Annotated in this window: 16 protein-coding genes; 7 read left to right on the top strand and 9 right to left on the bottom strand. The window is 46.4% G+C overall.

Annotated elements, in window-relative coordinates; genetic code table 11:
* Positions 1–24: 24 nt before the first annotated feature.
* The 6 genes from J2Z28_RS05140 to J2Z28_RS05115 form a co-directional block, all read right to left on the bottom strand.
* Complete coding sequence (locus tag J2Z28_RS05140) at positions 25–2,304, bottom strand: putative PEP-binding protein (protein ID WP_211081465.1); 2,280 nt, start codon at positions 2,302–2,304, stop codon at positions 25–27.
* Between the two features lie 150 nt (positions 2,305–2,454).
* Positions 2,455–3,612 (bottom strand): amidohydrolase family protein, encoded by a 1,158-nt coding sequence (locus J2Z28_RS05135; RefSeq protein ID WP_211081464.1) that lies wholly within the window; start codon positions 3,610–3,612, stop codon positions 2,455–2,457.
* Positions 3,593–4,894: an amidohydrolase family protein gene (locus J2Z28_RS05130; protein ID WP_211081463.1), complete on the bottom strand. Its 1,302-nt coding sequence runs from the start codon at positions 4,892–4,894 to the stop codon at positions 3,593–3,595. Before J2Z28_RS05130 ends, J2Z28_RS05135 begins: the two co-directional genes overlap by 20 nt.
* Before the next feature lie 20 nt (positions 4,895–4,914).
* On the bottom strand, positions 4,915–6,471 hold the full coding sequence (locus J2Z28_RS05125; RefSeq protein ID WP_211081462.1) for a glutathione ABC transporter substrate-binding protein: 1,557 nt from the start codon (positions 6,469–6,471) through the stop codon (positions 4,915–4,917).
* 55 nt (positions 6,472–6,526) lie between these two features.
* Entirely contained in the window at positions 6,527–7,816 is a 1,290-nt protein-coding gene (locus J2Z28_RS05120) for an amidohydrolase (protein ID WP_211081461.1), read from the bottom strand.
* Positions 7,817–7,873: 57 nt separating this feature from the next.
* Positions 7,874–9,145 carry an amidohydrolase gene (locus tag J2Z28_RS05115; RefSeq protein ID WP_211081600.1) on the bottom strand — a complete coding sequence of 424 codons (1,272 nt, stop codon included), beginning with the start codon at positions 9,143–9,145 and terminating at the stop codon, positions 7,874–7,876.
* A gap of 215 nt (positions 9,146–9,360) precedes the next feature.
* On the opposite strand from J2Z28_RS05115, the gene J2Z28_RS05110 reads away from it, so the two are divergent.
* From J2Z28_RS05110 to J2Z28_RS05080, 7 genes are all read left to right on the top strand, one after another.
* The gene (locus J2Z28_RS05110; RefSeq protein ID WP_211081460.1) at positions 9,361–10,245 is read left to right on the top strand and encodes an ABC transporter permease; all 885 of its coding nucleotides are present in this window, start codon (positions 9,361–9,363) and stop codon (positions 10,243–10,245) included.
* Between the two features lie 31 nt (positions 10,246–10,276).
* Positions 10,277–11,197, top strand: a complete 921-nt coding sequence (nikB, locus tag J2Z28_RS05105) for a nickel ABC transporter permease (RefSeq protein ID WP_211081459.1) — start codon at positions 10,277–10,279, stop codon at positions 11,195–11,197.
* Positions 11,198–11,218: 21 nt separating this feature from the next.
* On the top strand, positions 11,219–12,259 hold the full coding sequence (locus J2Z28_RS05100; protein ID WP_211081599.1) for an ABC transporter ATP-binding protein: 1,041 nt from the start codon (positions 11,219–11,221) through the stop codon (positions 12,257–12,259).
* A 38-nt stretch (positions 12,260–12,297) separates the two neighbouring features.
* On the top strand, positions 12,298–13,287 hold the full coding sequence (locus tag J2Z28_RS05095; RefSeq protein WP_211081598.1) for an ABC transporter ATP-binding protein: 990 nt from the start codon (positions 12,298–12,300) through the stop codon (positions 13,285–13,287).
* 178 nt (positions 13,288–13,465) lie between these two features.
* Complete coding sequence (locus tag J2Z28_RS05090) at positions 13,466–14,230, top strand: sensor histidine kinase (protein WP_211081458.1); 765 nt, start codon at positions 13,466–13,468, stop codon at positions 14,228–14,230.
* Positions 14,231–14,269: 39 nt separating this feature from the next.
* Positions 14,270–14,968 (top strand): response regulator transcription factor, encoded by a 699-nt coding sequence (locus J2Z28_RS05085; protein ID WP_211081457.1) that lies wholly within the window; start codon positions 14,270–14,272, stop codon positions 14,966–14,968.
* A 1-nt stretch (position 14,969) separates the two neighbouring features.
* Positions 14,970–16,295: an SLC5/6 family protein gene (locus J2Z28_RS05080; protein WP_211081456.1), complete on the top strand. Its 1,326-nt coding sequence runs from the start codon at positions 14,970–14,972 to the stop codon at positions 16,293–16,295.
* A 59-nt stretch (positions 16,296–16,354) separates the two neighbouring features.
* Here the strand turns inward: J2Z28_RS05080 and J2Z28_RS05075 are convergent, their stop codons facing one another.
* From J2Z28_RS05075 to J2Z28_RS05065, 3 genes are all read right to left on the bottom strand, one after another.
* Positions 16,355–17,242 carry a fibronectin type III domain-containing protein gene (locus J2Z28_RS05075; RefSeq protein WP_211081455.1) on the bottom strand — a complete coding sequence of 296 codons (888 nt, stop codon included), beginning with the start codon at positions 17,240–17,242 and terminating at the stop codon, positions 16,355–16,357.
* Complete coding sequence (locus J2Z28_RS05070; RefSeq protein WP_211081454.1) at positions 17,184–17,450, bottom strand: hypothetical protein; 267 nt, start codon at positions 17,448–17,450, stop codon at positions 17,184–17,186. Before J2Z28_RS05070 ends, J2Z28_RS05075 begins: the two co-directional genes overlap by 59 nt.
* A 186-nt stretch (positions 17,451–17,636) precedes the next feature.
* The gene (locus J2Z28_RS05065; protein WP_211081453.1) at positions 17,637–17,954 is read right to left on the bottom strand and encodes a hypothetical protein; all 318 of its coding nucleotides are present in this window, start codon (positions 17,952–17,954) and stop codon (positions 17,637–17,639) included.
* Positions 17,955–18,757: the final 803 nt, after the last annotated feature.

Here is an 18,757-nt window from a genome sequence, read left to right as displayed (position 1 = left end):
GTTCCGTGTAGGACAGAGTGATCGTTACGCAATTGTAGAGATATCCGTGTTCTGCGTGTCCGCTCCCTCTCTCTCTCCCTTAATTGCTGCTTGTGCAGCAGCAATTCGTGCATAAGGGATCTGTTCAGGCAAACAGCTTACGTAATCGAGACCAATGCGGTGGCAGAACGAAATCGATTCCAGGTCCACAACATTTTCTCCACAGATCCCTGTCTTCAGATGAGGTTTTCGAATTCGTCCCTGAACAACCGCCATCTCTACCAGTTGTCCGACTCCCTCAATGTCCAGCACATGAAATGGATTATTCGTAACCGGATGAGAGTCCGTATCACGTTGAAGGAGAAGGAGCCGCTTCTCAGCTTCATGACGACTATATCCAAATGTCATCTCTGTCAGCCCATCCGTGCCAAACGAGAAAAAGTCTGCCTGGCGAGCAATGTGAGTCGCCGTCAGCGCCGCTCTCGGAGCTTCGATCATCGCCCCCACTTTATAAAGACAATGCCGCTTTTCTCCACCCAGCACTTGGTCAGCCACATGATCCACCAGATCTCTCATCACCTGAAGTTCATGCACATGACCGATCTGCGGGATCATAATCTCGGGACGTACCCACCAGCCTTGCCGGATGCCTTTCACCGCTGCGCGGAATATCGCTTCCAGCTGCATATCAACGATTTCCGGGAATACCGTACTCAGCCGACAAGCCTGTTGCCCCAATGTCGGATTATGTTCATGCAATTCACAGACTCTGCGAATGACACGCTCCAGTTCCTCCAGTTCAACCTGATGGTCTTTTTGCTCCTGCCACTCCTCTGCTTGTAACCACTCACGTCGTTTCTCCAACACTCCCAGATCAGGTAACAGTTCATGCAACGGCGAATCGAGCAAACGTATCGTTACCGGGTATCCATCCATCGCTTCAAATATCTGTTCAAAATCAGACTGCTGCATCGGCAACAGACGCTCCAAACCACGCCTGCGTTCGGATTCACTGTCTGCCAAGATCATTTTTTGTACAAAAGGAAGCCTTGAAGCAGACATGAGCATCTGTTCTGTACGGCACAGTCCAATACCTTCCGAACCAAGTGCCCTAGCTGTAATCGCGTCTTGTGGATGATCTACATTGGACAGTATCGTCAGTTCCTTTATTTCATCCGCCCATTCGAGCAGAAGCTGAAGTTCCGGTGTACCACTTGAGAACCCTCTCAACATCTCTGTCACATGCCACGGCTCGATACGCAATAGCGCATCTGCTTTGGTGATTACCCCTTCATGCACAAAATCAAAAGTACTCCGCAAGGCGGCCTTAGAACTCAAGCACGCTGGACTGACATGCAAAAGATACAACTCCCCTGAATCGATAATGAATTGGATTTTCTGAACTTCTCCCATATAATGCTCCAGATAACTGCAAGCATCCAACAGAAGACCATATAATCCAGGTTCTTCTCTCTGTAACTGGTCCAGTCCTTCATCCGGAGTTTGGGAAACAGCAGATGCAATGTACTCACCTGTCATGCCTCTTTCCCCCGTAGCCGGATGACGGGAATATACCGTGCCGCTGCCACTGCGTTCACCTTGCTCACCATTAACCATCACCTGAATAAGAGCCGGAGCTCCTTGATGATCCCCTGAGCGTTGAGTGGTTTGGAGAACAGCTTCTTGTTGGGAGTTGAGTCGAGCTGCACGTTGTGTATGAGAAACCGCACGAATCGCTTCTTTTAATTGTAATTGAACATCTTGAGGGAATGGATGAAGCCCTATATCTTCTATTAATTGCTTATATTCTGCGATGGCGAATTCTAGCTTCGCTTCATCGAGTATCGAGAGGTTTCCCAATTTCTCTTCAAATAGGGAATACGGGATGCCCTGTACTAACTGACCATAATCCTGCAATAAAATTCGATAACAATTAAGCGCATACTGGCGATCATTGGTTTGCCTGGCGAGCCCCTCCACCGTCACATCATTCAGTCCCACATGAAGCAAAGCCAGGGAATCCATATCATGGGAACTCACTTCACTTGACCTCACGGCAAGCAGCAACGGTGCTAAAGAATCGCCGAAGAATTTTCCTGTTTGCGCCTCCAAGTGCCGAACTGCGCTGCCAATCTCTTGAACTTCTTCTGTGGAAAGATGTCCAAGACGGGTACAGAACGCGCGACAGCCTTCCCTTGTTACAATGAACCCGGCCGGAACGGGCCAACCTGCCTGAAGTAACACTGCAAGTTCAGCCCCTTTACTACCCATCAGCCCTTTCATCTCTGCCGTACCTTCTTCCAACTGAACTACCCGTTTCGTCATTACAGCGCTCCCATCTGCCATTACATGGCTATGCTTCAAAGGCAACCCAAACCTTCGAATTGTCCTTTAGTTAATGGTATGTTGCAATGAGGCAGTCAAGGACATTTGCTTCAGCAATTTGTGTTGGGAATGTAAAACGTATTTTCTAACTTAACGTATACGTTTGCCCTTTTTGAATACCGCCGAACGCGCAGGTACAGAAGCTAGAGCGTGCTGGGCGTTCAATGCCCGTACTAACATGAAGTCAGCCGGATCACCAACGCTTGGGGTTAACTTGCCATTACTCACCCACGCATAGGTGCCAAGCAACCTCTCATCACTGACCCAATTTTCGCGTTCAGCCATTCGGGAAGCTCGCTGCAACATGTCCCCATTGCCGAATGGTGACCAGGCATCACGGATGTTATCGGAGCCAAGCATGAAGTTAACACCTGTATCGAGGACCTGGCTTCCTCGCGGCATTGGACGATCAATAGGTACACTGGATACGAGTGTTACTCCGGCATGTTTTAACATATCAAGGGTTGGCTGTACGTCGGATTCAGTCTGCTCCCCCAAGCAATAGGCATGGCTAACCGCTGTTCGATGCTGAAGTCCTGCCTCCATTGTCAATTCAGCAAATCGCCGTAAGGTAGCTAAACCGGGTTCACCTCCATCATGAAGATGAAGATCGATCCCCTTATCTGCAGTTGTAGCGATATCAAACATCATCTGTAAACTGCGTTCCATATCCCCATCGAGACCTGCCGGGTCGACACCACCAACCAGATCGGCACCAAGTGCCAACGCCTCCTTCACGATCTGTTCAGATGATGAACGAATGAGCCCTTGCTGTGGAAATGCTACAATCTCCATGTCCATGTAATCACAAAGCTCTTCTCGTACGCGTAGTATCGCCTCCAGATTTCGGAGCCCCACCTCAGGATCCACATCAACATGCGTACGAATGCGCGTTGTACCGAAATCAATCATTTGTTCCGCAAGAACTTTCGCCCGTTCTCCTACTGTTTGAGTCAATCCACCCAACAGCTTTTTTTCATATGCAAGATGTGATTCCAGTGTCTGGAACGGCTCCAGGGGAATCCAGCGTTCACCGATATGATGTTTATCCAGATGGCAATGCATGTCTGCAAGTGTGGGAAGGTACACAAGCCCGGCAGCGTTCCATGATTCGGAAGCGCTCTGGCGAGCATTTATGATTTGATCCTGATCCGTGGATTCTGCTATGACCTGTGTAATCTTCCCCTCTTCAATAACCAAAGTGTGTGTTCCCGTAGGCAAAAGTACATTATCGATAACTAATTTCATGACATTCTCCATCCTCCACTCTCGTAGTCAGAAGGCGACCATTCTTCCATACACCAACAGGTCGCGGTCGTTCAATAATCAATTCACGTCTTGATTGCACTGGAAATATGACCAGATCGGCCTGTGCTCCAACTTGAAGACCATAATTTTCTATCCCCATCGCACGTGCTGCACCAAGTGTTGCCATCTCCACCAATGTATCGGCATCCGCTTCACTCCCCATGTAGGCCGTATGGGCAAGCAACCAAGCGATATCAAACGGATTGCCATTACCAAAAGGTGTAAAGGCATTTTGAATATTGTTGGCGCCGTAAATTACGTTCACCCCTTCGTCCCGCAACAAACTAACCGGCGTTATGCCTCTGCGGGTGTTATCGTTATCCGCTCGACCATTAAGATACAGATCTGTTGCAGGAAGTGTCATGAGATGAAGATCCGCTTCTGCAATCTTTCTGGCATATAACTTCACCTTTTTCCGAGGCATAGCCGCAAGCGATGTTACATGGCCAGCCGAAACTCTGCCCTGGAAGCCATATTCCAAGGTCTTATTCGCAATGTGAAGTATAGCTTCATCATCAGGATTTAATGAGAAATCAGCATGAAAATCAAGGGGGCGATTATACCGCGCAGCCAGTTCAAACGTAAAATTCAAATGTTCATCCAGTTCAGGATCGACATAAGTGATTCCACCAATTACGTCGGCTCCCATCCTTACTGCCTCTTCCATAAGATCTGCGGTACCTGGGGCACTAATAATCCCTTCTTGCGGAAAGACCACAATCTGGATCTCCATCATGTCCTCCATTTTCTCTTTCACAGTCAACGCACTGTTCATAGCCCGTAGTCCCAGCAAGGGGTCCACTTCAACATGACAACGGAGTCTGGTTACGCCGTAACGGGACAGTTTTCGGATGACTTCTATGGATCTTTTGATCATATCGGACTCCGTGAAGCCCGCCTTAAGTGCGGCTGTCATCGAGATCGCTTCCTGCAATGAGGCAGCATCACCAGGCATGCGATCAAGCAAAAGCGCCTTTTCCAGATGGATGTGGGGTTCAATTAATCCTGGCAGTACGAGACCACCCTTAGCATCAAATATAAATCCATACTGCCCATGATTTTCTTCAAGTTCTCCATGGATCATACCTGTCATGTCACTTATGGATGAACCCCCACCGTCCGAAGACGGCAGGATCTGCTCAATGGTTGTACCATGCAATACGATATTATGAAGTCCATGACACCCGGGAATCCGGCAATTTTGAATGAGTTGGCGGATCATGTTGACCACTCCTCCGTCCGTTATTTCAGAAAGCTTGCGCTGTTGATCTCAACAAAACCGGATGGACTAATCCATACCCCATCCACATCTTTGGAGAGGGCTGCCAGATTCTCGCCATTACGGAACGGTAAAGTAGGAACATCATTCAGTTCAAGTTGAATGGCTTTTTCATAAATGGCTGTGCGTTTATCCGGGTCCGTTTCTTTCCGGGCATCTTCAATGAATTGATCCACTTCCGGATTATTATAGAAGGAATGATTACCAGGGACTCCTTTGGAGGTGCTGTGAAAGAGGTTGAACTGGTTATAATCCGCATCGCCTGTTGCATTCCCCCATCCACTTAGGAACATTTCGGTTTCCCCTTTGGCTGCTGCATCAATGTAAGCTCCAAACTCCAGCACTTTCACCTCAAGGTTAATTCCGATACCTTTCAACTGAGACTGTAATACCTCTGCTACGTTCACTCTTGTTTTGTTATCACTGGTATATAACGTGGCCGAGAACCCCTCTGGATACCCAGCCTCAGCAAGCAAGGACTTCGCTTTGTTCAGATCATAACTGTACCCCTTCACATTGGAACTGTATCCGATCATCGTGGTTCCGAGTGTGGAGTCCGTTACCTTGCCAATATTGTTGTACACGCCGCTGACGATAGATTCCTTGTCCACCGCGTACGCTACAGCCTGGCGAACCAACGGGTTGTTAAATGGCTCTTTGCTTGTATTAAACCCTATATGGTCCGTAGAAAAAGCCTCGTAACGCCCCAGTTTCATGGTTGAAGATGCTTCAATCCGTGCAATCTCTGTGGAGGGAACCTGTTCTGCTACCTGGGCCTCTCCTGTCTCAACCATTGCTAAGCGGGTCGTATCTTCCGGGAAGGTTTTAAACTCCACTTTATCGATGTTTGGTTTGTCACCCCAATAATTTTCATTTTTAGCAAGTACAATTTTGTCTCCTGGTGTCCATGATTCAAATACAAACGGTCCTGTTCCGACAGGTTCCTTCACCATATCTGTTCCCGCCGATTCTATGGAAGCCGGGCTAAGTATATTTCCTTCCGCACTGGCAAGCAACGACATGATTGGAGCGTAAGGATAATTCAGGATAAACTGAATCGTATGCTCGTCCACCGCCTTCACTTCCTTGATCATGGAGAACATGCCTGCTTTGGGTGTGGTCGGAATACGTTCAAACGTTTTTTGAACAGCCTCTGCATTAAAAGGTGTCCCATCGTGGAAAGACACTCCCTCACGCAATTTGAACTCCCATGTTGTATCTTTCAGTTGCGTCCACTCCGTTGCCAGCAATGGTTGGTACTTGCTGTTCTTGTCCATCAAGACAAGCCCTTCTGTTATTTTATGATGGTATACCGCCATCGAATTAATCTGGGAACTATACTGAGGGTCCAGATTATTGGCATCACTCTGTCTCGCTATGACCAGTGTACCGCCCGATTGGCGTTCTCCCGGAGAGACCGCTTCACCACCTGCAGTAGATGTTCCTCCCGATGAACAAGCACTGATTACAAGTGTCATGGACAATGCCAGCATGCTTCCGACAAACCCTCTTTTTTTCATAATAATCTCCTACTTCCGTTATGAATTGAACTGAATGATGTAATATGTCTGAATGTTACCCGTTAACCAGATCCCCTTGATATATGGACCCACCTCGCCTTGAACGCCTTGCGATTGCTTCGGCCGAGCAGGAAGCCTGTACAAGAACCGCTGTCGCTGGATCACCAATGAGAGGCCATTGAATATTACCCTGTTCGTCTAGCGGTGTGATTCCCCCTGTAATATATCCCAGTGTCTCGGCTAATCCTCGTTCTGAACTCCATCGCTCACGCTCGGCTAACCGTCCGGCTCGTTCCAATATGTCACCACGGCCAAAAGGTCCCCAGTGATCCGTGATGGTATCTTCACCCAATTCAACTCGAACTCCGTATTTCTTCAGAAGAGAGTAGGGCATCCAGCGGTTAAGCGGTACAGTTGACGTTATCGAGATATCCAGTTCCGCAAACCGTTCGGCCAGTTGCACCTGCATCGCTTCTGGAACGTCTGCAAAACCCAATGCATGACTCACATTCACACGTCCCTGCCAACCGGCCTGCTCCGTCATCGCTGCAAGACGATTCATCGTAAATGTGCCCAAATGACCCGGATCATGAATGTGAATATCCACTCCTGCATTGGCTTCCACCGCCAGGTCCATGATGGTAAAGAGTGATTTTTCGATATCATTATCTACCGTTGCCGGGTCCACCCCGCCTACCCAGCGCGCACCGCGTCGCAGTGCCTCTTTCATTTCTGCAACGACGCCACTGCGTAGAAGACCATGTTGTGGAAACGCCACAATCTCGCATGTGAGACTCTGGCTAAACTGAGCCGCGGCTGACACGGTTGCTTCAAGGTTGGCAAGCCCAATCTGAGGATCAATATTGCAGTGAGTTTGCACATGCGTAACCCCGCTGGATTGCAGAAGAGACAATACTCTCACAGCCCTTTCCTGTGCATGCGGCAATTGCCGTGGCAACAGTTCACGCTCCTCTGCAATTCTTTTGAAAATTCCTTCAGGTGGCGTCGGCGCGATCCAAGGTCCACCGTAATACGTTTTATCAATGTGAATATGCATTTCCCGGAACCCCGGCAAAAGCAGCATTCCCCCCGCATCCCGATCTGAGCTTGGCATAGCCAACTCCGCTTTTCCTTCATTCATCAATTCTGTAGTAACCGTTAACGAATCTGAAATATTACGATCTTCCGCTTTAACGATTCGCATGATTTTCCCATGTTCGATCCATAGATCAAACAATTCACTTAGGGTCCCGGTTATATGATCATTCTCATAACGATACCCTTGTTCCAGACGGACATTGCGTAACCAATACGGTGTATGCTGATGCTGTAAAATGCTCCTCATCCCCTTTTTCGTCAAATGATCCGAATCCAATTAACATTCGTAGGTTTGTCCAAACACTTACTCATGCACCTTTCGGTGTCCCTTCTGATCATCCCAGATGAGATGTCCTTTGGAGAAAACTGCTTTTCTTGGTGCTCTGCGGGCTACTGCCTCCGCTGCACAGCTCGCATCCACCAATATCAAATCCGCCGAATCGCCAGGAACAGGCCACACCCGTTCACCTTGAGCATCCAATGTCTCTCTGCCTCCCGTGATCAATCTCAGCGACTGCGCTAAAGAACGTTCATCAATCCAGGCAAACCGTTCTGCGAGTCTCGAGGCACGCTCCAGAATGTCTCCGTTTCCGAAGGGTTGCCACGTATCATATATGTTGTCACACCCTGCTTCCACACTCACTCCATGCTCCCACAGCAGAGGCACAGGTGGCAACGTTCGACCATGAGGCGCACTGGTTATGATGGTTATTCCCGCCTCTGCCAACAGATCTGCTGTAGATCGAGCTTCTGCCTCACTGACTTCACCAAGCGCAAATGCATGACTGATCGATACGTTGCCCTGCAGTCCTGCCTCCACGGTCAATTTTGCCAATCTCTTCATTGTATAGGTGCCCAAATAATCCGGATCATGGAGATGCAGGTCTATACCTGCACCCGCTTCAACTGCAAGCTCCACCATCAGTTGCAAACTTGCCTCCAGGTCCGTGTCCATTGTTGCAGGATCCACCCCACCAACCAGATGAGCCCCCTGCCGAAGCGCTTCACGAACCAATGTCTTGCTGCCCGAGCGCAATAAACCATGCTGAGGGAACGCCACGACCTCATGTGTAATCTGATGACGATAAGAATGGAACAAGTTCAGAACGGGTTCCATTTGTTTGATTCCTGCTTCAGGATACACATCGATATGGGTCCGTATATGGGTAGAACCCGCTTCAATCAGACGTTGAAGCAGAAGTTCAGCCCTTTGCTGCGGCGGTGTGACAAGCTGCGGAAGAATTCGTTTCTCGATTTCACATCTACCCGCCACCCCGCTGGCGGGTATAACCGCTTGCCACGGTTCTCCCAGCAATGTTTTGTCCAGATGAACATGCTTCTCGGTAAATGAAGGTAACATCAACATTCCTCTGCCATCATACGCAGGCTCCGCTAGAATCTGTTCTCCGTCCATGTTGACCGAATTCATCCTGTCAGCCGCAATGACTTGCACAATCACCCCTTCTCTAATCTGTACATGACTAAGTTCTGTTTCCGTACCCCGTACAGCATCCCCGTCATACACATAGCGGCGTTCAATCTGAACATTAAGCAGCCAGTAGTCTGTTGAATTCATGTTATCCAATTCACATCTCCCCCTTCTTAGCTTCTTTGTTTGGAGTTGGAGGCTGTCAAACCTGCCTTGAATTTCATTCTAGCGATTAATTGTCATGTTTATTTACATGATATTTACTTAAATTTTCGTTTTTTTTACTTCATGAGTAAAAATCCTTTATTTTTCATTATTATGTGTTAGTTTTATTAACATATCAAGCGATAAAGGAGGCTCCTATGAATCAATCTTTGATCACACCTGCTGCTCCACACACGGTAATAAGACCTGGTCAACTGCGTAAGTTTCTTACCCGTATGGCAGCAAACAAACTAGCCTCTGCCGGAGGCCTCATTGTTCTCTTCTATATTATTGTTGCTCTTTTTGCCCCATGGATTGCTCCATACGATCCTTATAACATTCATCTGCCTGACAAATTACTTCTCCCCTCCTGGGATCATTGGATGGGTACGGATGATAAAGGTCGCGACCTGCTTAGCCGCATCATCTACGGAACACGATTATCTCTATTAATCGGTGTTGCTGCTGTAAGTATTGGTGCAATCTTCGGCGTGTTTCTGGGACTGGTAGCTGGTTACTACGGTGGCTGGCTGGATGCCATTATTATGAGAATCATGGATATCCTTCTAGCCTTTCCGGGTATTTTGCTCGCTTTGGCTATTGTTAGTGCACTGGGAGCAAGCCTGATCAATGTCATGATTGCTGTCGGTGTCTTCTCCATTCCCATGTTCGCACGAATTGTAAGAGGCTCAACACTGACCGTCCGTAAGCTTGAATACATTGATTCCATACGCACGCTTGGCGGAAGTGATCTGCGAATCATTCTCGTGCACATATTGCCCAATATTATGTCGCCTATTATCGTGCAGATTACGTTGCGACTCGCAACTGCAATTCTGTCCGCAGCAGGCCTTTCCTTTCTAGGTCTGGGTGCTCAGCCTCCTTCCGCAGAATGGGGTGCCCTGTTAAGCAGTGGACGTGATTACATGTTCAGTGCCCCATATCTGGCTCTTTTCCCCGGCCTCGCCATATCCACACTTGTGATCGGCTTCAATCTGTTTGGTGATGGTCTACGGGATGCACTTGACCCCAAATTAAAATAACTTTGCTCATGAAAGGAAGAGAACATCATATATGCTGACCTACATTGTGCGACGTCTTATTCAGACCGTTCCCGTTATATTCGGCGTCATTCTAGTCGTCTTTCTCATTATGCAGATGGTCCCCGGAGACCCTGCCGTTCTCATCGCCGGAGACGGAGCATCTGAAGAAACGGTACAAGCCATCCGCCATGATCTGGGACTTGATCGGCCTCTTCCGCTGCAATACATCCAGTATGTACTCGATGTGTTTCGCGGAGATCTGGGAACCTCGTATCGCTCAGACCATCCGGTAATGGACGAAATTATGCTTCGCTTGCCCACCACCATTCAATTGGCACTCGCGAGTATTGTCATCACGATTGTACTCGGTATGATAGCGGGAATTGTATCCGCCACCCGCCAACATAGTGCAGCGGATCGCCTGATCATGCTGGTTGCCCTGCTGGGCATCTCACTCCCCAGCTTCTGGCTGGGCATGATGTTAATCTCTTTTTTCTCCGTCAAATATCATCTATTGCCCGTTACCGGCTGGGGAAGCCTGGAACACGTCATCTTACCTGCTATCACGCTTGGTGCTTCGGGAGCAGCCATTGTTGCCCGCATGACCCGTTCCAGTATGCTGGATGTCATTCATCAGGACTACATCCGTACCGCACGGGCAAAGGGTCTGAAAAATAGACTCATTGTGTACAAACACGCCCTCAAAAACGCGCTTATTCCCGTGATCACGGTCATCGGATTGCAATTTGGAACACTGCTTGGTGGGACGGTTCTGGTCGAATCCGTATTTGCTATCAATGGTCTGGGGCGATTGATCGTTGATGCCATTCGTATGAGGGACCTACCTGTCGTACAAGGAGGTGTACTTGTTGCTTCTGTCATTTTTGTATTCGTGAATCTGGGTGTGGATCTGTTATACCGGTACTTCAACAAAAGGATTGAGATGGATTAAGGAGGAGGAAATCGCATGGCTATGGTAACACAGGAGAAGTTGCTGGAAGTACAAGGACTGCAAACATACTTTTTTACGGACGAAGGAATTAGCAAAGCCGTTGATGGCATTGATTTCAGTATATATCGCGGAGAAACACTAGGTCTGGTTGGAGAATCCGGTTGTGGAAAAAGCATGACATCTCTCTCTATCATGCAGCTTCTAAGTCGGCCGGGACGAACGGTTGGAGGTCAGATTTTGTTCAAGAATGAGGATCTGTTGACCAAGTCTGAAGAACAGATGCGGCGTATTCGTGGCAAAGAGATATCCATGATTTTTCAAGAGCCGATGACCTCGCTGAATCCTGTTTATACAGTCGGAGAACAGGTTGCTGAAGTGTTCAGGCTGCATGAGAACCTGGGACGGAAAGAAGCTTGGGCAAAGGCCGTTGAACTGTTACGCATGGTAGGAATCCCCTCCCCTGAAGAACGCGCGCATCAGGAACCCTTCCGGCTTAGTGGCGGCATGCGTCAACGCGTCATGATTGCAATGGCTATGGCTTGTCAACCTGATCTGTTAATCGCAGACGAACCCACGACAGCGCTCGATGTAACCGTACAATCTCAGATTCTTGATCTGATGAAGCAACTCCAGCAGCGTATGGGCATGTCCATCATCCTGATCACACATGATCTGGGTGTTGTCGCAGAAACCTGTGACCGCGTGGCTGTTCTATATGCAGGACAGATTGTTGAATACGCCTCTGTGGATTCCATATTCGATAACCCCAAACATCCCTACACCCAGGGACTGCTTCAGTCACTGCCAAGGATCGATGAAGACCAGGATGAGTTGTTAGCCATCCCGGGAACTGTTCCGAGTCCTTATGATCTACCTTCAGGTTGCCGATTCGCCCCCAGATGTGCTTTCCGCAAAGATATCTGTTCTACGGCTCAGCCTGAGCTGTTGAAGAATTCCGATGAAGAATCGGTACGCTGTTGGATGTATGACGAAAACTGGAGTGGCTCTGATGCAAGCGGCCAACCGCACATCTCGAATCAGGAAGGGAGTAAAGTGATATGACAAACATCCATGTGAAGCACCAATTATCCGCAACGGACATGAATTCTTCGGCACTTTCGAGTTCTGATGTTCTTGCTGATATCAGGCATTTGAAACAATACTTTCCGATTCGAGGAGGCTTGCTCGGCAGAGTGGTTCACCATGTCAAAGCTGTGGATGACATCAGCTTTCAGATTCATGCAGGTGAAACGCTCAGCATTGTAGGGGAGTCGGGTTGTGGCAAATCAACGACGGGCCGTTCCATCCTACGACTCGATGACCCAACGAGTGGAGAGATATATTTTCAAGGTAAGAACATTCTAGAGTTAAATAAAGCTGAGTTAAAGCGAATGCGCAAGGATATGCAGATTATTTTTCAAGACCCCTTCGCCTCTTTAAACCCACGCCAGACCGTACGGCAGATTTTGAAGGAAGCACTGGAGATCCAGAAAGTCGTCCCTCGCGGCAAACAGGATGAACGCATCCGTGAACTGATGGACAATGTTGGTTTGCGTCCGGAGCATGTCGATCGTTTGCCTCATGAATTTAGTGGTGGGCAGCGCCAGCGGATTGGTATCGCTCGAGCACTTGCCCTGGAGCCCCGATTGATTATCTGTGACGAAGCCGTCTCCGCACTGGATGTATCCATTCAGGCTCAGATTATTAATTTGCTCAAAAAACTTCAGAAACAACATCAACTGACCTACCTGTTTATTTCCCATGATCTTGGTGTGGTCCGTCACATCTCTGATCGTGTGATCGTGATGTACTTGGGCACAATCGTCGAGATCGCTGATAAAAAATCGCTGTTTGATCGCCCGCAACATCCGTATACACGCGCACTGCTGAGTTCCATTCCATCGACGAAACGTAATCAGCCAAAAGAACGTGTTCAGTTAACCGGTGATATCCCTTCTCCCATCCACCCACCTAGTGGATGCCGGTTTCATACACGTTGTCCATTTGCAGTTGATCGCTGCTCTTCTGAAGTTCCCGAACTGCGCACCATTCATGAGGGACATCAGGCTGCCTGCCATCTGATTTCCTAAAATCATGAATCCTTTTTGGGCACCATTTACAAAATGCTTTCCCTCTATTGAATCACTTACCAAAATAAATTAAGATGACAATACATTTCTCTTTCAACTTCATAATTTAATAATTTTATGATTTACGGATGGCTCTATCCGATTCAATATACACCCGATGCTAGCATGGAGGACCATCATGATTAATCTTGATCAATTTACTCTCATCGTCCTAATATTCATTATCGCTCCCATCGTGGGGGCGATTGCGCTATTAATTTTGTTTTTTTTCGAGAAACAACTGGACTTGCTTCGGATGCAAACAAGGCAGATTGAGTTGGAGAAAGAGTTCCAAAAATCACTGTATGTACAGCTCAGTCAACAGATCCAGCCTCACTTTATGTTTAACACCCTCAACGTCATTCTCAGTCTCGCCAGACTACGTCGTACCGAACAGGTTGTCGGTGCACTTGAGGTTTTCTCCAAATTCCTCAAATTCAAGTACAATACCGATGAGCCCATGATTCGTCTGGAAGAAGAGATTCGTTATACCGGTCATTATCTGGAGATTCAGCATCTGCGGTTTGGTGAACGCTTGCGACTTGTAACGGATTACGATGAGAATGTGCTTGATGCTTATATCCCTCCCTTTGTGCTTCAAACGATTGTAGAAAATGCGTTCAAACATGGACTTGAATCAAAAATGGGCCCTGTCGAGTTAACCATCCGTTGTCTTCGAAGTCAAAAGCAAGTGTTGCTAACCGTAATCGATAATGGTGTGGGTCTCAAACCAATATCCTCAGATGAAATGATTCAAGGACATGGGCTGGAAAATATCAGAAAACGACTGCATATCTTTTTTGGTGAGGAGAGTTCGCTCAGCTTATCCGCTGGAACACAAGGAGGAGCTGTCGTTGAGGTCCGTTGGCCCTATACCCAAGAAGAGATATTGAAAGCTCATTAGAAACAGAGAACGATACATCACAAATAGGGGGACTTCATCATGAATGTATTGCTGGTTGATGACGAGCCTCTGGAACTGGAGCAGCTGGAATTTCTAATTCAGCCTCAATTTCCTTTCTGGCGTCTCTACAAAGCTGCCGATGGAACACAAGCCAATTCGATTGGACAAGAAGTACAGATTCAACTCGCCCTGCTCGATATCAATCTCCCTGGTAAATCCGGTCTGCTCGTTGCCGAGGACCTACGCCGTCTTCACCCCGAAATTCATATTATCATGATCTCTGCACACCACACCTTTCAATACGCTCGTCAATCGATCAAGCTGAAAGTTATGGATTACATCACCAAACCCGTCATTGAACAGGAATTGCTCGAAGTACTGCATGAGTTTGATCATAATGACTCGCCAGCCGTGCAGTCCAAAGTCATTCAGGAAGCACTCCAGATTATGCAAAAACAGTTTTCAGGAAAAATCAATCTCTCCGGGCTCGCCTCAGCTGTTCACATGAATCCAACCTATTTAAGCCGACTCTTCCATGAAGAAGTAGGCATCTCTTTCTCTGAATATCTGAATCAATTGCGAATGGAGTACGCCAAACAGCTTCTTCACCGTCATTCAGATTTGAATATTGCTGACGTTGCTGAGCGATGTGGCTTTAACAGCCAGCACTACTTCTGCACACAATTCCATAAACATGTGGGGATGCCACCCAAAAAGTTCCGTGAGAAGAGGAATTAAGATGCGTTACAATCATTTCCGCGACAATTTGGCGGCCCCTGTCAAACTGGGTATTGGACTTGGAACTATTGCGTTGCTTGGACGATGGCTCACTGGGCTCAACATTGTAGATTCACCTGAAGCATTGATGCGTTATGGCTTGTACGGCACTTTGGGGTACTCTCTCGCGACAGCCCTCGCGCTGATGTTATTTGGGTGGCTGGGCAAATATGTGAGAAGCCACTCCGGTGACGCAATAACGCTGAGTCAATGGCTCACAGCCAAACTGACACCTTCAGGGGCTCGTTTGATGACAGGAATGTTTGCGATACTGCTTCTGGAAACGGTGCTCCTACAAGGAATGGTGGCTGGATTCTTCTTCCATCAATTATTTGATCTTCCCGAAGTTGCTGGGCGAACGGCTTTTATTGTCATCTTCTCCTTGCTTGCAGGTTTTATTGGATTACAGACACTTTATGCATTGGCTATCCCCCAAGTCATTCTGACTTTCAGCGTTGCCATCATGTTTCCTTTGTTTTATTTTATCCGGCAAGGTGTTGACCCGGTTTACTCTGGAATTCGCCTTTATCATCCTTATATGCTTGTGATCGACAACCATTCTGCCCTGCTTTTTATAGCAACTGGTGTATTGGTTGGTCTGGGACAGGTTATCGCTGATCCAGCTACTTGGCAGCGTCTATTTCACATCGAACGATCCAAAATTGTACCAGCATTTATGATGTCCGGTATGATGTATGCCACCGTGCTGATGGCTTTTCTACTGCTCGTGATGGTCTCCATTCATTCTGGTGGGCTGGCAAATATACCTTCTCTGATCTATCCGCTATTGTCCATAACCCATTCACCCGTTTTGTTTGGGATGTTGATTATATGTCTGATTTTGATGTTCACGGTGTCCTATATGAGCCGGTTTCAAGCCGTTCTGAAATTATGTATGGAACAATTCAACCTTGCCAACTCTGGTGAAAAACGCACTCGAAACATCATCATTTGCATGGCCATGTTTATAGCAACCATCATTTCCCTTTCCGTGTCGATGACGCCGATTCAAATCCTGTATTTGTTCGGATCATTGCATGCTTGCATGCTTGGTCCCATGCTGCTACTGACTTTAATTCACAAGCGTACACACGGCATTGCACTTCCTCTTATCACACTGGGGGGATGGATCGTTCAATTTTTGTTGCAGCTGTTTTCCTCTTTTTCGGGGCTTGAACGAATCTGGATCAGCAGTGCTGTATCTGCTGTTCTAACCTGTATTTATCTACTCGTAACGCTAGGTCTTCGTCGCCACACTCAACACACGTCAATGGATTCAGATCGCTAATTCATCGTAGTGAACAAAAAAGAAGCCCCTTCAGCTAAGCTGAAGGAACTTCACATTTTTTAGTATTCACTTACCTCAAATGCCAGCACCCGATCAAACAGGATATAATCCTTTCGACTCTTAAATGGCCCTTTGTTGTTGTCGTGTTTATTGATCGCATACGATGCCTTGCCACTTCCCGCTTGCTTGGCTTCATACCAGTCGATGAAATCATTTACTTCTTTCATGCTTAGGTCGAATTCTTTCTCCAAGCCCGTTGTCATGGTGACAACAGAGATGGCACGGTTGGTGGAAGGTTCCTCTGGTTGTTCCGGAGTTGTAGGTTCTTCTGGTTCTGGTGTGGTTGGTTGCTCTGGTTCCGGATCAACCTGCCCGTTGCTCTCAATAATGGCTGATGCTTCGTTAGAGTTAACACTTTCACCAACAGGATTAACACCAGTAACTACGTAATAATAGGTCGTACCTGGAGTTACATCTGAATCTGTATAATTGACCTTGGTTACGCCAGTTGCCACTGTTGTATATGGCCCATTTGCTGTAGTTGATCTTTTAATCGTATAACTGGTTGCTGTTGTTACTTCATTCCATGCCAATCCAATGGATGATTCATCTGCAGATGCTTCGAGATCTAATGGATTAGCTGGAGGTGTAATATTATACAGCTGAAACTCGGATACACTGACTGTCCGTGTATTGGAGTAATTAAACAAGTTAACTTTTGCTATTCCTTTGTACGTTGTAGGAAGATAAATTAATCTTCCATCAGCCTGATTTGCTTTTACTGTGTACCAATAAGTCGGTAAAATCGCCTTTCCAGTGGAATCAAATAATCCAACGGAAACATCATAATCTGCTTTTACACGGATTGCATTCGCTGTAACTGTTCCATTAAAGATTCCAACAGCATGATCCACTGCTGATGATGGCGTGTTCCATTTTTCTATCAATCGCGCTTGTTGCTTCATTATTATCTGTTAATGCATATGTAGATTTACTCCCCTTGTTTTCCGTATCGCTAAGTGTCATTATCATCTTATCCATGAGCCCGCCGCTATAATCTACCGCAGCATGTACCCCTGAATTAGATGCAAAACCGATTGTAAAAATTAATGCTCCAATCAATAACCCGACTTTCTTGAACAATGTTGTCTTCACATGAATCCTCCTAAAGTGTTTATGTACAAATTCACTTTAGTGTATATATGTTCATGTGTCTAAACATAAACTTGCTCATCTATAAAATTCAGCTAAACTCTGGAATTTTATTTTTATTGGATATTGAAAAAGCCCAAGAAGAATAAAACTCTCCTTGCGCTCCATATTATAAATCTATTGCATGAGCTATTCCCATTCACCTTTTTTGATGTAAGTTGCATCATAAGCAACAATTACATTCGTTTTATCTGTTACCTTTTGTACATCATCGAACACAACTTCTTCTTCGCCGTAATTTACTAAACTCGAATCAACTTTCTCGTAGACCCCACAATCCTTCACATAAATTATATCTGGATGGTTAGAATCATATCGTAAGCTTTCAGGAAGATCTTCACCCAAAATTTCATGCGATTCGGCAACCGTAGTCGTCGATATTGCTGTAACAGGAATCATCCCAATTACAGCTATTACTAAAAGTATGGCCCAGATTTTTTTCCGCATAGGAAGTTCCTTTCTTCGTTTATATTTTCCTATATTATACATTAAAATGGAATGTTATAATATTTTCCTTTCTCCGGATGTTGAATCCAACCTGATTGTTATTCAAAACCCATCCATCAAGCCATAAACCGCTGTATATCCTCAATCTTGGGAATAATATGCGTGTCCCTAATTTCTTGAAAGGTTCGGACAACCTTGAACAATACCCAGTAGTAATCGATTTCGTTCAGCACACACGGCTAGTGAATGTTTTTGACAGATACATCGTCGTCGAACGCCGCATCAAAACAACAGCGAATATCAATCGTGATCAGTAGGCGAACAGAAATTTCACTCCATCTACTGGCACTCGATCTGTTCCGACTGTTCCACACACAAGATATTTTTGTCATTTGTCGCTCATTATGATGCCTTCATTGTTCTAATCTCTGAAACGAAAAAGACCGTCATATAAATGACGATCAGGCTTCAAAATAATTATTGAAATTGATATTTGAAAAATAAAACTGTACCAAGAACACCTATTACCAAAAACATAATTGCTGAGTTTCGATATTTCTTCCACATCCGAATGGCATTAGCAATATTTAGAATGCCTAGTGCAAGCATGTTAATACGAGAATCTACTTGAAACAAGTTGAATACTAACATAATGGCAACTACTATCGAGATACACCAGAACCATAATGGAATTTTATCCTTTATCATTGATCTGCTCCTTTAGTTTATATCCTATCTGTTATAATATATTCCTCAATCTAATTAAAATTCCTTTATTTAGTCTATTAAACAAGCAGATTATA

This window comes from Paenibacillus xylanexedens, assembly GCF_017874615.1.
GTDB classification, from domain to species: domain Bacteria; phylum Bacillota; class Bacilli; order Paenibacillales; family Paenibacillaceae; genus Paenibacillus; species Paenibacillus xylanexedens.
The sequence above is the reverse complement of the archived record's forward strand: the minus strand, read 5'-3'. Positions and strand labels throughout refer to the sequence as shown.